Annotated in this window: 11 protein-coding genes and 7 pseudogenes; 9 read left to right on the forward strand and 9 right to left on the reverse strand. The window is 41.7% G+C overall.

Features of this window, described 5'->3' with window-relative positions; translation table 11 throughout:
* Positions 1-148: 148 nt before the first annotated feature.
* Positions 149-391: a hypothetical protein gene (locus KA717_02135; protein UXE61772.1), complete on the forward strand. Its 243-nt coding sequence runs from the start codon at positions 149-151 to the stop codon at positions 389-391.
* Positions 379-1,257 (forward strand): ISKra4 family transposase, encoded by an 879-nt coding sequence (locus KA717_02140; GenBank protein UXE64528.1) that lies wholly within the window; start codon positions 379-381, stop codon positions 1,255-1,257. The genes KA717_02135 and KA717_02140 overlap by 13 nt, the downstream gene beginning before the upstream one ends.
* Before the next feature lie 15 nt (positions 1,258-1,272).
* Here KA717_02140 and KA717_02145 read toward each other — a convergent pair.
* A pseudogene (locus KA717_02145) lies at positions 1,273-1,929 on the reverse strand (transposase).
* A 143-nt stretch (positions 1,930-2,072) separates the two neighbouring features.
* Between KA717_02145 and KA717_02150 the strand changes: the two are divergent.
* Positions 2,073-2,771, forward strand: a pseudogene (locus tag KA717_02150) (transposase).
* 51 nt (positions 2,772-2,822) lie between these two features.
* Here KA717_02150 and KA717_02155 read toward each other — a convergent pair.
* From KA717_02155 to KA717_02170, 4 genes and pseudogenes are all read right to left on the reverse strand, one after another.
* On the reverse strand, positions 2,823-3,299 hold the full coding sequence (locus tag KA717_02155; protein ID UXE61773.1) for a hypothetical protein: 477 nt from the start codon (positions 3,297-3,299) through the stop codon (positions 2,823-2,825).
* Positions 3,300-3,335: 36 nt separating this feature from the next.
* A pseudogene (locus KA717_02160) lies at positions 3,336-4,617 on the reverse strand (ISKra4 family transposase).
* A 59-nt stretch (positions 4,618-4,676) separates the two neighbouring features.
* The gene (locus tag KA717_02165; GenBank protein ID UXE61774.1) at positions 4,677-5,363 is read right to left on the reverse strand and encodes a transposase; all 687 of its coding nucleotides are present in this window, start codon (positions 5,361-5,363) and stop codon (positions 4,677-4,679) included.
* 129 nt (positions 5,364-5,492) lie between these two features.
* Positions 5,493-5,648: a hypothetical protein gene (locus tag KA717_02170; protein ID UXE61775.1), complete on the reverse strand. Its 156-nt coding sequence runs from the start codon at positions 5,646-5,648 to the stop codon at positions 5,493-5,495.
* A 130-nt stretch (positions 5,649-5,778) separates the two neighbouring features.
* On the opposite strand from KA717_02170, the pseudogene KA717_02175 reads away from it, so the two are divergent.
* From KA717_02175 to KA717_02185, 3 genes and pseudogenes are all read left to right on the forward strand, one after another.
* Positions 5,779-6,435, forward strand: a pseudogene (locus KA717_02175) (transposase).
* 293 nt (positions 6,436-6,728) lie between these two features.
* A complete protein-coding gene (locus tag KA717_02180) occupies positions 6,729-7,595 on the forward strand; it encodes an IS1634 family transposase (protein ID UXE61776.1) in 867 nt (288 codons plus the stop codon).
* An 85-nt stretch (positions 7,596-7,680) separates the two neighbouring features.
* On the forward strand, positions 7,681-10,164 hold the full coding sequence (locus KA717_02185; protein UXE61777.1) for a phospholipid carrier-dependent glycosyltransferase: 2,484 nt from the start codon (positions 7,681-7,683) through the stop codon (positions 10,162-10,164).
* Positions 10,165-10,590: 426 nt separating this feature from the next.
* Here the strand turns inward: KA717_02185 and KA717_02190 are convergent, their stop codons facing one another.
* Positions 10,591-11,469 (reverse strand): ISKra4 family transposase, encoded by an 879-nt coding sequence (locus tag KA717_02190; GenBank protein UXE64529.1) that lies wholly within the window; start codon positions 11,467-11,469, stop codon positions 10,591-10,593.
* Positions 11,457-11,699: a hypothetical protein gene (locus KA717_02195; protein ID UXE61778.1), complete on the reverse strand. Its 243-nt coding sequence runs from the start codon at positions 11,697-11,699 to the stop codon at positions 11,457-11,459. Before KA717_02195 ends, KA717_02190 begins: the two co-directional genes overlap by 13 nt.
* A 29-nt stretch (positions 11,700-11,728) precedes the next feature.
* Here KA717_02195 and KA717_02200 point away from each other — a divergent pair, with 29 nt between their 5' ends.
* From KA717_02200 to KA717_02210, 3 genes and pseudogenes are all read left to right on the forward strand, one after another.
* Positions 11,729-11,956 (forward strand): hypothetical protein, encoded by a 228-nt coding sequence (locus KA717_02200; GenBank protein UXE61779.1) that lies wholly within the window; start codon positions 11,729-11,731, stop codon positions 11,954-11,956.
* Between the two features lie 182 nt (positions 11,957-12,138).
* Positions 12,139-12,438 (forward strand): annotated as a pseudogene (locus tag KA717_02205) (ISKra4 family transposase).
* 227 nt (positions 12,439-12,665) lie between these two features.
* A pseudogene (locus KA717_02210) lies at positions 12,666-13,723 on the forward strand (ISKra4 family transposase).
* 17 nt (positions 13,724-13,740) lie between these two features.
* Here KA717_02210 and KA717_02215 read toward each other — a convergent pair.
* Both KA717_02215 and KA717_02220 read right to left on the reverse strand, forming a co-directional pair.
* Positions 13,741-14,274 (reverse strand): DUF6444 domain-containing protein, encoded by a 534-nt coding sequence (locus KA717_02215; protein UXE61780.1) that lies wholly within the window; start codon positions 14,272-14,274, stop codon positions 13,741-13,743.
* A 54-nt stretch (positions 14,275-14,328) separates the two neighbouring features.
* Positions 14,329-14,898 (reverse strand): annotated as a pseudogene (locus tag KA717_02220) (ISAs1 family transposase).
* Between the last annotated feature and the right edge of the window lie 167 nt (positions 14,899-15,065).

Here is a 15,065-nt window from a genome sequence, read left to right on the forward strand (position 1 = left end):
CTTGCTAATTAAGGCTTTGGAACCGTTTGATGACGAGCCGTTGAGCCTTATTTCGGAGGATTAGAAACTATAACGCTTGATTAATCGTTGATGGGTACATCCCGGATAAAGTAGTACATAGAATCTGGGGTAAAATGGAAAAAAACTGATGAGCGAAAAAAGTATGTTACCGATTCCCCCAGAAGAAAAAGCACTGTTAAAACAGCATCTCACCGAATCAGCCCGTATCCTGCGCAAATATACGGAACCAGAGAAACAGAAGGACTTTGGAAGCATCGAAGTAGAAGTCAGAACCCAGATGTTAGAAATTGTGGGGCCAACAATGGGGGAGTTTTTTTTTCAGAAGGGGGAAAAAAACGGTCTGGAAACAAGCGAAAAATCAAAACCCTAGTCGGAGAAGTGGAAATAAGCCAAAAACAAGCCAGAAAACTAAAGGTGTCGCCAAAAATCGTCTTAAGTCCAGGTTTAGAGAAATGCTGTCTAAGAGCCAGTGCGAAAACATCCTACCAACAAGCAGAAGAAGATATAGAGGAGTTGATGGGGATAAAAGTAGGACATAGCAGTTTACATCGCTTGGTAGAACGGACAGAACTGCCCTTAGCTCAAGCTCAGTCAGAGAGTGCGGGGGTCAGTATAGATGGGGGAAAGATTTGTCTGCGGGGCGAGGAGAAGGAAGGGGGACAGTGGCGAGATTATAAACTGGTGAGTCTTCATGGCAATGTCTGTGAAGCCTTTTTCCAAGACCCAGAGGGCTTAAAGAATTGGAGCAATGTTCAACCTTTGTCCCCAATAGTGACCTTTTTGGGAGATGGTCATCCCGCAATCTGGAATGCGGTAGAGAGTTTCGCCACTCAATCGTGGCTGATACGACGAGAGGTGTTGGATTGGTATCATCTCAAGGAGAATCTGTTCAAAGTGGGTGGCTCTCTCAAACGGCTAGAAGCAGTGGAGCATTTACTGTGGCGGGGTTTTGTGAACAAGGCAATAGATGCGTTTGATGGAGTCAAAAGCAAGAGGGCAAAGAATTTTCAAGCCTATTTGACGAAGCATTATCAGCGTATCCCTGATTACCAATACTATCAACAGCTTGGTATTGTGATTGGTTCTGGTGATGTGGAGTCTAAGATTAAACAGGTGGGAGCTAGGGTTAAATTGTCGGGAGCACGTTGGCATCTTCATAATGTTTCTCGTATTCTTCGGCTACGATGTGCTTATCTCAATCACTCTCCTCTTTTGAGTGTCAATGTATTATCTTAAGTGGGATGCACCCAAACTAATCATCGAAAGAAGCAACCAGCGATAAACCCCCAGAAGAGTTTGTTGACCAAAACGATGTAAACCAAAACGATGTTTTACGGTCTTGAAAAAGCCCTCAATACTCCATCTTCGCCGTCCCCACCAGATAATGGTACTGGACTTAAGAGGACGAGTCGATAAGACGAAGCGTTTTTCGAGTTTGCCGTTACGTTTGAGGTAGAACCAAGAGATAGTAACAGGGAAAGATAATCCATCAAGAGTGACCTGTTGTCCTTTTTTGAGCAAATCACGAAGCTGACGACCATCAGCTAATTTACGGTCACAACGCACACCGACGATAACCGCAAGACGGCGTTTTTTCATCGCTTGAAGGAATTGCACACTACTAAAGGCGGTATCGGCTAAAATGACAACCCGAAAAGCACTCAGGAGTTCTTTGGGTAGGCTATCCACTAATCGCACCGCGAGTTGAGCGGGACTTCTTGTTTCTTTACCTCTCCAAACTCGAAATCCCCAGGGGACTCGAAATTCTCCTATCACCAGATAAATCACCAAAAGATGTAAACCCCTCTTCCCGTGAAGAACATGAATTAAATGCTCAAAAGCCTTAAATTTTCCGCATTTCTCCAGTGTCGTTAAGTCCACAATCACCTGCAACCAAGGTCGTCTTCCTCTTGGAGCATAGGTAAGTAGGGCTTGCTGAAAAAAGCTGAGACCTTTACGGAGAAAAATAGTAGGCGAATTAAGAACCGCTAGAATGCACGAAAATAGGGTAGAATGCCTCAAAACCATTGCATTAAGAAGAGAGAAAGCAGATGTACCGAAAGCAACAGTACTCAATTGAAACACCAGAAAACTTGAAAAATCTGTTCGGCGGGCAGTTAGACGAAGAAAATCGTTGGATAGAAATGTCAAAAATGATTCCCTGGGAAGAATATGAGGAAGAATATGCAAAAAACTTCACAGAAAAAAAAGGAGCCCCAGCCAAATCATTTAGAATGGCATTAGGAGCATTAATTATCAAAGAAATTTCAGGAAAAAGTGACAGAGAAACAGTAGAACAAATAAAAGAGAACCCTTATTTACAGTACTTTATAGGAATGGAAAGCTATAGTAGCAAAGAAGCATTTAATGCGTCAATGATGGTTCATTTTCGTAAAAAAATAGGAATGGAATTAATAAATAAAATTAATAAAGAAATAGAAAAAAAAGCGACGGGTGTAGCGTCAGAAAAAAAAGAAAATGAAGGAAAGTTATTGTTAGATGCGACTTGTACACCAGCAGATATAAAATATCCAACGGATATAGGAATATTGAATGATGCCAGAGAAAAAACAGAAAAAATAATAGATAAGCTGTATGAAGAAATAAAAGAGAAAAGGAAAGAAAAGCCGAGGACTTATAGGGAAGTGGCAAGAAAAGAGTACTTAGCCATAGCAAAAAAACGTCGTGTGTCAAAAAAAGAAAGAAGAAAAGGAACAAAAAAACAACTAGGATATATAAAAAGAAACTTGTCTCATATAGCTGGACAGTGGGAAGTTTATGGATGCCAGATAAGGTAATGACTATGCGACGAAAGTAAGCATATCAGGGCTTGAGGAAGAGGCAAGTTTAGCGGTAAGGAATTTAGGCAAAAGCAGACTGGGTGGACTTTGAGGAAAAATCATTTGGGCTTGATGTTGAAGGGCTAGTTGAGCAATCCGTTCACTAGGGTAGCCATGGGATGGTAATGTCCGAAACCATCGAGGAAAATTAGCCCAAATCCCCTGGGGTAACTCTAAGGCGAGAATTTGAAGTAGCCCTAAAGCAATGGCATTAAGGTTAACAAAACGCTCAAAGGCTTCTACCTTGTTTAAAATCTGAGTCTGAACAGCTTGTGGATAGTCACTGAGGATAAGATTGCTGGGCCAGGTAGGTAAAGTAGGAAGACTCTTAAGCCAAAAACGATAGGCAAAGCTGCCCAAAAGATGGACTAATTGACGAAAAGTGACTTCAATCTTAAATCGGAGACCGTAAGCGGCAATAATCTCAGGTCCAGTCAAACGGGTGCGACCTTTAGTTGATAAAAGCTGTTGTAATCAGGGTTCTACAGGGAACCCATATTGATCAAGTTTTGCCCAAAATTGACTCCATCGTTCCTTGGTCAATACCAAAGCTCGTAGGCTCAAAATAATTCCTGCTCCTTTTTCCTTCCATCGCATCCCTGAACAACATAATCGTTGTTTGACCAACGTCTTACAAGCTGCTTCCGTAACACCTGAACCAATCGGATACTTTTTCTCTAAGTATTCAGCATAATCCATTTGATGCTGATGATTCTCGTAATAAGTAATCGCCGCTTGTAGTTTCTCGGTAAGATTCTTAGAATGACTTTTTTCTTCTTTGACTTCTTTCATCAGATTTAGCAGTTCTCCTGCTTTTCCTTTTTCATGCTTGAGTTCTCGACAATTTTCAGTCAACCATTCTTTTTGTTTTGACACTGTATTCGGATGCAACGCTTCTGCCAAGGCACCTAAGTAACCAGAGGCATGATAGAAATCTAATATCTGTTCTTCCGTTTGCTTTTCTAAAAACTTCCAATTTGATTCTGCCCCGTCTGCTATCCCGACCAATGTTGCCTCTGGATAACGTTTTTTCGCTCGCTCAATTTCTCTTTCTAATCTTTCTAGAAAACTCTTTTTTCCATACTCTGGTGCCGCACCTAGATAGATTGTATGTTGACGTTCTCCCTCACTATCGTATAGGGAAACGGTTCCCACCATTGCTTCACGGTAGCCATCCTCACACATCAGCATACAGGTTCCATCTAATCCTATTCCCACTGTTGCAATTTGGCTATCCTCCTTGGGCGGGGCATAACTCCACGCTTCTTCTTTTGCCTGTACCACACTTCCTACTGCTTCACTCAATCTTTGGATATAGGATAGCGCTACTTTTCTACCATGATTTTCTAATAAATCATTTTTCACCTCTTTGCCTGCCATCCCTGACATTTTTGAGGATACCTGTTTTGCCAATAATGGCGTTGATGTTATGATTATCCTTGCTTCTCTTTCTAAGGGGCAATACGTTTTTCCTCAAAGGTGAACGCTGATATACATGACGATTCACTATAACCTCACCATAAGGTGTTTGATATTCTTTCGGTTGCTCTCCCTTACTCTTCCAGATTTCTTCACCGATTTTTAAGGGTGAACCATCTGTATCTAAATATTTCAAGGCTTCTTTGCTGGCGATGCAACCTACTTCGTTTAAGCCTTTTTGAATATTTATTTCTGTATCCAACATTGAACGACTGAGTTCTAATGTTAGTTCTATTTTTATCTTTGAACCCTCTACATTAATTAGTTTTGCTGTCATCATTGTTTCCTCTTTGTCACTTTTCATCTCATGTTAACACTTTTCTTTTCCTTCATCAACTAAAAGTCGCACCCAGTCAAACAGAGATCAGTAGAAAGCAGAATCAGTCGTCGTCCGTTAGGCAATTGGGTCAGAACAAACTTGACGAGCTGATGGGGACTATCCCAGTGGAACTCAAAGCACTGATAAGAAACCGTGACTTGTTGACCATAGAGCCAGACTTTAGCTGTCGGAAAGTCCGCCGCCAGAGCGAACAGCTTTTCTAGTTTTATCGAACTCCCCCAAATCCGTGGTCGTCCTCTCCCCGTCAGCGTCGGCACGGAACAAAAGGGGGCATAGGCGACGGTGGAGCAACGCACTCTTGTGATTAGATGCAAGGCGTTCTGGCGAAAACTTTTGAGCACTGGTTCGCAAGCAAAATAAGCATCCAAAATTACATAACTCCCTGCCTCTGCGTAAGTAACACAAAGGTCAGCCATTTTTGTCACCAGGCTCGTCTTCACCTTTTTTTTGCCTTTTCCCTCCCCCTTCTCGGTTGCTTTGGACTTGATGCCATCGTCTAGCCGCAACACTAAGGGCAAGGCAAAGCAGGCTTTCCCTACTCCCACCAAAATACTCAAGGCATTGAAGTAATGACCCCTTATCCACTCTGGCTTGGACACATCTTCCGATTCTTGGTGTAGTCGTTTTACACCTGGCATCTTGCGTCCTTCTTTCCCCACTTTGATGCCATCACCCACATACACCCGTTTCCCTTTAATTCTGTATAGACTTTCATGCTGACTTAGCCACTTTGACCATTGTAAAGTTAGTCCTTCGACGCTAAACGCCTTGGAATCAAACCAATGTAGAGCCTGATTGTAGTAGCTCTCTGTTCAGCCAATGGCATTGACATAGCTAGTTATTGCGCTGGGTTGGCTGTTGAGCACTACTCCCCAGACTAACAGGATAAACCATTGGAACGTTGCTTCTCGGCTAAAGGCTGGACGGAGATTATTGAGGATTTGCTCTAGTCGCTGACATAGTTGCATAATTGATAGATAGCACTGGCTATCGATTTTCTTATATCAGCCAGTTTCGGACATAACGGCACTCTTTTGTATCGGATGTCCGATTTTCTTTTCTCCACTTACACGCCTCGAGAACTTCCCACTGTCCAGTCATATAGAAAAAATGATAGAAGAGGGAGCAAAGTTAGAAAAACTAACGAAAAAAGAGCAAGAAGAGCTTGTAACGATAGGAAAAGTGTATGAGCAACAGTTAGAAATGTATGAAAAAAAGACAAATAAAGTAGAAAACAGAATTGTGAGTGTAAGCCAACCTCACGTGCGTCCAATAGTGCGTGGAAAAGCGGGAAAAGCAGTAGAGTTTGGAGCTAAAATATCGGCAAGTAATGTGAATGGCTTTGTCTTCTTAGACAAATTAAGTTGGGATAATTACAACGAATCGGGAGATTTACAAGCGCGAATAGAAGAATATAAAAGGGAAACAGGATGTTATCCGGAATCGGTTCATGTGGATAAAATCTATCGAACAAAAGCGAATCGAGCTTATTGTAAAGAAAGGGATATAAGAATGAGTGGTCCCCGATTGGGAAGACCGCCGAAAGAGGTGAGCAAAGAAAAAAAGAAAGAGGCACGCTCAGATGAAAGAGTGCGTAATGCCATTGAGGGTAAATTCGGACAGGGAAAGAGGAAATTTAGTCTTGGTCGAGTGATGGCCAAACTACCTGAGACCTCGGAAACGGTAATTGCGATGAACTTTTTGGTAATGAATCTTTCTACTCTACTTCAGAAGACAAAAAGTAAAAAGTTGTAGAGTCGTTTTTCTTGTGAAAAATGGTGTTAATTTTCCTCTCTTTTGTGAGGAGTGATTTGTGTTGACCTTTTTAGACAGAAAGGAACAATAGATTAAACAAAATCTGTATTTTGATTTGTTTCCATAAGGATAAGTTATCTATGCTTTTTCAGTCCATACTTCCCTAACCCACATTTCTTTCGTTTTTTGACTTTTTCAGCAAGCCCCAATTAGCAAAGGCTTAAGCCGCCACCACTACTATCGAATCACTACCAAGTCGTGTCTCTCTGACTCTGAAAGAAGCCACTGAGACTTTGGCAAATATATCAGAAGACCAATGGCAGCAGGGTGAACAGGACGGTTATCGTTGGCAAGTGAGGGCTTCGGAATATGGGGGTGAACAGCAACGATGGCTTGTGGTCGAAAGTGCTCAACGTCTCCAGTCCGATAATAAAGCTATAAGTCAAAAAATTGAGAAAGCCGATAAAGTTGTCAAAAAAGAATGGCAGAAACTTTGTGGACAGAATTTTGCTTGTGAGGCCGATGCTCTTACTGAGGCTCAACTCTGGCCAAAAACCTTGACTTATCATCAACTCAGTCAAGTTGAGGTTCAGACTATTCCTTACTATGCCAAGGGAGGAAGACCGAAACAAGGGGCTACCCCTCTCGGTTTTCATTACCGCTTAACTGGGCAATTAAGCCTTGATTCCTCTTGCTTGGAAGCCGCATCTAAACGGGCTGGACGTTTTATTTTAGCTACTAATGTTCTTGATTCTCAGGTTTTGAGTCCCGACCAGATGTTGGCTGAATATAAGGCTCAACAAAACACCGAGCGCGGCTTTCGCTTTCTCAAAGACCCTTTCTTTTTTGCCTCTGCTCTTTTTCTCAAGAATCCTCAACGCATTATGGCTTTGATGATGATTATGGTTGTCTCTTTATTGGTTTATACTTTGGCACAACGTCGCCTACGACAGGCTTTGGCTCTTGCCCATCAGACTATTCCTAATCAAAAGGGTAAACCGACCGCCATTCCCACTCTGCTTTGGGTCTTTCAGTCTTTTCTGTTTATCCGTTGGTTAGAGATTGACGGCATTCAAACTATCGTTAATTTGACCTCCAAACACAAACATATTCTTTCCTTTCTTGGCTCTTCATGTCAAAGGTACTACTTTGTCTCTTGACTTACCTGCGGAATGTGGGTTCTACGGCGGAGAGGATGTCAACACAGGAGTGTCATAATAGTCCAGAACTATAGCTCCATTCTCCATGTCCGAATCTAAAATCTCTTTTCCTCAGTGGTCTATCTATACCATTTTGGGATTGATTTGGTTGCTTAGTAATCTCAGCGATCGCCTCTGGCTCAGTTTAAATCAGGCCGTTCCCGCTTGGGATCAAAGTAATCATCTCACCAATTCATTATTGTATTTAAGGGCATTACAAACATCTGACCTGGGCAGTGGAGAATGGTGGCGACAACTGTGGATGTTATCCCCTAAATATCCACCGATTACCTATTTATTAAGTGTTCCTTTTCAAAGCTTATTTGGGAAGGGCAATGACTCAGCCTTGCTAACCAGTTTCCTCTGTAGTGGCATTCTGATTGCTTGTGTTTACACTCTCGGCAAGATTCTTTTTAATCACCAAGTTGGACTCTGGGCCGCAGCTATTACAGTTTTATTACCTCGACTCTATCAAACTCGCCTCCAGTTTTTACTGGATAACCCTTTACTGACTTTTACGATTGCTAGTTTTACCTTTTTAACCATTTGGAAACAGGAGAAAAATCTGGGTCGGCAATGGCTCTGGATTGCTGGCTTTAGCTTAAGTTTAGGAATCGGTTTATTAACAAAGCAAAGTATTTTATTTTATTTATTTTTTCCCTTACTAGGATTAATAATTTATTATTTTTGGCAACGAAAATGGACGCGCATTTTACAATTATTGCTAAGTTTCCTGGGTTCTAGTTTGATTTGGTATCCCTGGTATCGTACCAATTGGATTTATTTATTTAGTACTGCTCAAAATTCTAACGCCATTCCGGCGGCAATGGAAGGTGATCCGGCTGTCAATACCCTCGCAGCTTGGGTCTATTATGGTAAAGATTTACCGTTAGCGGTTTCCTGGGTTTTGTTAATTGTTCCCCTCGTCGGCTTGATACTAGATTTATTGAAACGGTTTCCCAGATCAAAGGAGAATCAGACTCGCTCGCAAGTTTTAGCTAGTTTGGGTTGGTTAGGCTTATATTTTGGTGGTACTTACCTCATTTGTTCCGCTTTATATAACAAAGATAGCCGCTATATTATCCCCTATTTACCTATTTTAGCTATCTTTTTGGCCTATGGTTTAACACGATGGCGGGGCCGTTGGCAATGGGTTCGATGGGGCGCGATCGCCGTAGCCATTTTAGTGACAATAACCAATCTATTTCCCATTCCAGGCAGTGATCAAATATCCCAATTCTTTAGTCCAGAAGTGTTATTTCGTCCTAACTTTAATCAAACACCACCTCATACAGAAATCTTTACAACCGCCCAAAAACTGACCCCAGAGCAGATTATTAATCTAGGTGTGATTCCCAATACTGATGCCGTTAATCCGAATACCCTTAATTACTTTGGTACTTTGGCAAATTATCAAGGTTTTGGTCGAGAATTAGGCAGTAATCAGGAAAAAGTTGCTGAAGATTATCTCGGTTTTGATTGGTTTTTAACTAAGACTGGCGAAAATGGCTATGCTCAACCACCTCAGTTAGCCCTAGCCGAGAAATTATCCACCTATCCTGATTTTCAACAGGTGGGTAGTTGGCCCTTAGCGGATCAAAGTTTGCTGCAACTTTTTCATCGTCAAACCCCCTCGGTGAGTATTAAAAGCCTGGCTCAAAATCCGAGCCAAATAAAATTAGAAAAGGTTATTCTTCCTGAAAAAACTCCCCCTGGTCAACCAGTTCCGATTACCTATCAATGGTCAGCTAGTCGTCATTTATTAGAACGGGGTTTGGTCTTACTAACCTGGCGATCTCGTTCTAATCCGCAACAGTATTGGCTTCAGGATCATCGTCTAGGGCTAGGACAGTTTTTTGTCAATTCTGGTCAAGATCAGGGTTTAGAGATTGTCGAACATACAGCGATGTTACCCACTGATAACTTAACGGATGGCATCTATCAATTAGAGGCAAGCTATCTCAATCTTGAAACAGGTCAAACCCAATTAATTGCTTTGCCTACCACTCAAATTACCCTAGATTCTACGGCTCCTGCCTTGCCCGCTCCTCCCCTGGATTTTGTTACCCAATTACGTCAACTCGCGCTCAATTTACCCAAAGGAGTCAAGGGTTTAGATCCGGTTTTCCAACAGGTAGATCGACTCAATCTTTATGATCCGACTCAAGATTATCTGAAACAGGTTGATGCTTCCCTTTCCTATCGGTTGGCCCATGACCCTAAAGAGGCGGTTAACTGGACTTATGCGGTGGTTTTAGCACGGGTGCTGCAACAAAATCCCCAAACAGCGATCGCGGCTTTGCAATCCTTAGTCAAACTTGATTCTCAAAATCCCTACAGTCATGGCTATCTGGCCTTTGTCTATCTCTATGATTGGCAAGGAAAAGCGGCAGAAAAAGCGTTGCAACCGGCTCTCCAATTGGCTCCGAACAACCCTGATATTCAAGCACTAAAAGCGATTTCGCTCATTATGCAGGGCAATCTCTGGGGCGGTTGGCAAACCCTGGCTCCCATTTTGACAAAAAAATAATAGTCCCCCTCAAGTATCCTTTGATCAAGGCGGCTTTGTACAGACATTTCTTCGCAGCTTACCTTGTTTTGAGGTAGCTTGTATCGAGCGATCATAATTCAAAGAAGAGTGAATCTTTAATTTTGAACTCTCCTCCGAATTGTCATTTTTTTTGTGATTGATCGGATTTTTATCGTGCGAAAAATTTGGCTATTTGTTGGCTATTCCATCCACAGGGCAAACGTATCTAAATTCTAGACTCCTTATCTGATAAGACTTTCAGCGTTTCATAAAAAATCAATCATGCTCTCGGAAACCCTTATCCAGCCTACCTTTCAAAAATAAGATGCGTTCGCCCTGCCACCTAGATACTTCCTTACTCAAAAATGTCCCTTGGGAGAGAACTATTTCATTCAAAAATGAGGAGAAGTAACGGGTGCATCCCACTTAAGATAATACATTGACACTCAAAAGAGGAGAGTGATTGAGATAAGCACATCGTAGCCGAAGAATACGAGAAACATTATGAAGATGCCAACGTGCTCCCGACAATTTAACCCTAGCTCCCACCTGTTTAATCTTAGACTCCACATCACCAGAACCAATCACAATACCAAGCTGTTGATAGTATTGGTAATCAGGGATACGCTGATAATGCTTCGTCAAATAGGCTTGAAAATTCTTTGCCCTCTTGCTTTTGACTCCATCAAACGCATCTATTGCCTTGTTCACAAAACCCCGCCACAGTAAATGCTCCACTGCTTCTAGCCGTTTGAGAGAGCCACCCACTTTGAACAGATTCTCCTTGAGATGATACCAATCCAACACCTCTCGTCGTATCAGCCACGATTGAGTGGCGAAACTCTCTACCGCATTCCAGATTGCGGGATGACCATCTCCCAAAAAGGTCACTATTGGGGACAAAGGTTGAACATTGCTCCAATTCTTTAAGCCCTCTGGGTCTTGGAAAAAGGCTTCACAGACATTGCCATGAAGACTCACCAGTTTATAATCTCGCCACTGTCCCCCTTCCTTCTCCTCGCCCCGCAGACAAATCTTTCCCCCATCTATACTGACCCCCGCACTCTCTGACTGAGCTTGAGCTAAGGGCAGTTCTGTCCGTTCTACCAAGCGATGTAAACTGCTATGTCCTACTTTTATCCCCATCAACTCCTCTATATCTTCTTCTGCTTGTTGGTAGGATGTTTTCGCACTGGCTCTTAGACAGCATTTCTCTAAACCTGGACTTAAGACGATTTTTGGCGACACCTTTAGTTTTCTGGCTTGTTTTTGGCTTATTTCCACTTCTCCGACTAGGGTTTTGATTTTTCGCTTGTTTCCAGACCGTTTTTTTCCCCCTTCTGAAAAAAAAACTCCCCCATTGTTGGCCCCACAATTTCTAACATCTGGGTTCTGACTTCTACTTCGATGCTTCCAAAGTCCTTCTGTTTCTCTGGTTCCGTATATTTGCGCAGGATACGGGCTGATTCGGTGAGATGCTGTTTTAACAGTGCTTTTTCTTCTGGGGGAATCGGTAACATACTTTTTTCGCTCATCAGTTTTTTTCCATTTTACCCCAGATTCTATGTACTACTTTATCCGGGATGTACCCATTAGTTTTCTTCTTGCCCATTGGGTTTATCTTTCTACTGACTCCTCTAAACCACCTGATTGGGGTCAAGCTTCTGCTTCTGCTCTTCAGACACTTTTTCCTGATGTTGCTCTTTGTTCCCTTTTTTCTCAAGTCGAGCGATTACGTCCACTTTTGCAATCTTTTGGACTCCAACTTCAGTTAGTTGCTGTCACAACTTAGAACATGAGTTTTGGTGCAAGATGTAAGTAATCCTATTTTCAATCCAAAATAATCCGACAGGGCTGACACTACCATACGGTGAGAATGACGATACATCCCACTCATCAATGACACTAGGGCTACTACTCTTTCCCCATAACCACTCCTTTCTACTTCTGGGGGTAATATCGCTCTCGTTAGAGATTGAGGAGGTCAAGTCTTTTCTTTGGACGGGTGAAGTGGATGCCGCTATCTCCTGTTTTGAGGGATGGTCAGAGCCTCAAGCTGAGAATTTTATCATTTATTTAAACAAGCATAAACATCGGATTGTCAATTATGGTTATTTGCAGGCAGAGGGCATTTCTATTGGCTCTGGCTCTGTCGAATCTCAAGTTAAACAAATTGGTCATCGTCTTAAAATTACTGGTGCGAGTTGGAATTCTGACAATGTACCACAAGTCCTTCGTCATCGCTGTTCCTATTTAAATGATTACCTTTTTTGACTCTTTCATTTACCTCGTTAAGTATTTCTACTTATTGCAAAGGTGAGATGCTCTCCTCTCCCTTTACCACGGGAGCATCTCACTTATGTCATAAGTATTAATACTTATGGGCAGAAAAATAAGACTTTGAACTTTATCGAACTTTATCAAAAAAAGAAATGAGAGTATAATAGTCGAGACCCACTTTCCAAAATCTATCCCAATTGAGGAACAATCTCATGTTATCAGTGTTATCAGAAAATGAAAAAAGGATTCAAGAGTTATGTCAAGAGTTGGGAGAATGTCTCTATCAACAATCTCAAGTTAAAACATTTAATAATTTGGGCGAAATAGAGGAGACTGTCAGAGACTTAATGATTCAGTATGTCAACCCAGAAATAGGTATTTTTTTGTCAAAACAAGTACCGAGGAAACCACAGGTCGGATACGAACAGTAAAAAGTATTTTGGGGGAATTGCCCATTACAGAAAAACAAGCGAAGAAATTAGAACTAAAGCCTCGAACTCAGATGAGTCCAATGTTAGAGAAGAACTGTTTGCTACTGAGTGGCGATGAGTCTTATGAAAAAGCAGCTAAGAAAATCCAATCATTGACGGGAATTGCTGTTTCTCACAGTACGCAACAACGCCTTGTACATCGCTATCATTTTGAAGAATTACCCTCTAACACAGAAGTCGAAGAAATTAGCATAGATGGTGGGAAGGTACGACTCAGAACTCCCAAGGGAGAACCCTTAATTTGGCGTGATTATAAAGGAGTCAGTTTTCATCAATTGGGGGTAGCTGCCTTTTTTCAAGATAACTCGGCTTTATTAGATTTGGTTAATTCTCAAATTTTGGCTAAGCCTTTAATTTGTTTGGGAGATGGACATGATGGTATCTGGAACTTATTTCGTGAGATAGGACAGAAACATGAGCGAATTGAAATTTTGGACTGGTATCACTTAATTGAAAACCTCTATAAAGTTGGGGGGTCATTCCAGCGAATTGAGGAGGTCAAGTCTTTTCTTTAGACGGGTGAAGTGGATGCCGCTATCTCCTGTTTTGAGGGATGGTCAGAGCCTCAAGCTGAGAATTTTATCATTTATTTAAACAAGCATAAACATCGGATTGTCAATTATGGTTATTTGCAGGCAGAGGGCATTTCTATTGGCTCTGGCTCTGTCGAATCTCAAGTTAAACAAATTGGTCATCGTCTTAAAATTACTGGTGCGAGTTGGAATTCTGACAATGTACCACAAGTCCTTCGTCATCGCTGTTCCTATTTAAATGATTACCTTTTTTGACTCTTTCATTTACCTCGTTAAGTATTTCTACTTATTGCAAAGGTGAGATGCTCCCCTCTCGTTTTTTGTCCACAATTATCACAAACTCTTTCATATAGCCTATGTTCTACTATTTCTAGAACGATGGGCGGTATCTCTACTATTTGATGACGATAGGGGTTTGGGTCTATTCCCCTTAGTTTTTCACCGCAACACTTACAGCTATCAGGATGGTGTTCGATAATTTCCTTACACTTTTCTTCTGAATACAAAAAGCGGCTATGACCTTTATGACCTATTTGCCCTCCTCTCTTTTTTCCACCCAGTTTCTTTTTTTTCTTGGGAATTTCAACATTTAGCGGCTCTGACGTAGGAGGGTTATTTGAGTTTTGAGAATTCTGATTGACTTTTTCGCTAATCTTTTCGTTTGTTTCCTGCAATTCTTTGAGGTGTTTTTCTAGTTGCTCTATCTTATCGAATAATTTTACCACCAGATTTCTGACGCTGACTGGGGTTTGCTCCCAATCATTTTCGTCAATTTCGGCTGTCTCTAGTAGCTGTTTTTCTTCCATGACTTTTAGATTATCAGATTTTGTCCCCCTGAACGATTACGTTTTGTCTTTCAATCGTCTCTCCGCTTGAATCATACAGATGCTCGTCAACTTTGCCCATTTCTCCGCACCCAGCAAAAATTCTGTTTGTTCCATCGTCCAGCAACGGCGAATTTCAATCCGTCCATGTCCCTTGTCTATTGTTTGATGAAAATCATGCTTAATTCCCACAAAATTAACCGATTGAGCATGAGCAAATAATTGTTCAACATCCTCACATAGATTACCTTGATTGCCTTTCAATGCCAAAACATAATCTCCCCCTCGCCCTACTATCTGTTGGGCAATCTTTGTCTGAGTTCCCATGGCATCAATCGTTACGATACAACCTTTGACCTCTAGCATTTTCAGGAGTTTAGGAATCGCCGTGATTTCATTCGATTTGCTTTCCACCTTGCACTGTCCTAGTACTAGACGATTTGCTGTTGCCCATGCACTTACCATCTGAATTGCGCCCTTTCCGTTGGCATTGTCATAGGAGTGGCGAAGGGTTTTGCCGTCAATCGCTATCACTTCTCCTTCACTTACCTCCGCTATACTTTTGACCCAATGCAGAAAACAGTCTTGAAATTGCTCTGGATTCAGACTAGTGGTCTGTCAAGCTAAAGATTGTGAATTTGAGGGAAAATGGAGAGGCTATTCATTACCTCAACAGATATCGTAATAAGTAGGGCTTGCTGAAAAAGTCAAAAAACGAAAGAAATGTGGGTTAGGGAAGTATGGACTGAAAAAGCATAGATAACTTATCCTTA

Origin of the sequence: Woronichinia naegeliana WA131 (assembly GCA_025370055.1) — a bacterium.
In the GTDB taxonomy this organism is placed as follows: domain Bacteria; phylum Cyanobacteriota; class Cyanobacteriia; order Cyanobacteriales; family Microcystaceae; genus Woronichinia; species Woronichinia naegeliana.

Excerpts from the sequence above, each read along its gene's own strand:
- KA717_02215 (UXE61780.1), bottom strand. The coding sequence starts at position 14,274 with ATGGAAGAAAAACAGCTACTAGAGACAGCCGAAATTGACGAAAATGAT.
- KA717_02170 (UXE61775.1), bottom strand. The coding sequence starts at position 5,648 with ATGCAACTATGTCAGCGACTAGAGCAAATCCTCAATAATCTCCGTCCA.
- KA717_02200 (UXE61779.1), top strand. The coding sequence starts at position 11,729 with ATGTACTACTTTATCCGGGATGTACCCATTAGTTTTCTTCTTGCCCAT.
- KA717_02195 (UXE61778.1), bottom strand. The coding sequence starts at position 11,699 with ATGAGCGAAAAAAGTATGTTACCGATTCCCCCAGAAGAAAAAGCACTG.
- KA717_02185 (UXE61777.1), top strand. The coding sequence starts at position 7,681 with ATGTCCGAATCTAAAATCTCTTTTCCTCAGTGGTCTATCTATACCATT.
- KA717_02135 (UXE61772.1), top strand. The coding sequence starts at position 149 with ATGAGCGAAAAAAGTATGTTACCGATTCCCCCAGAAGAAAAAGCACTG.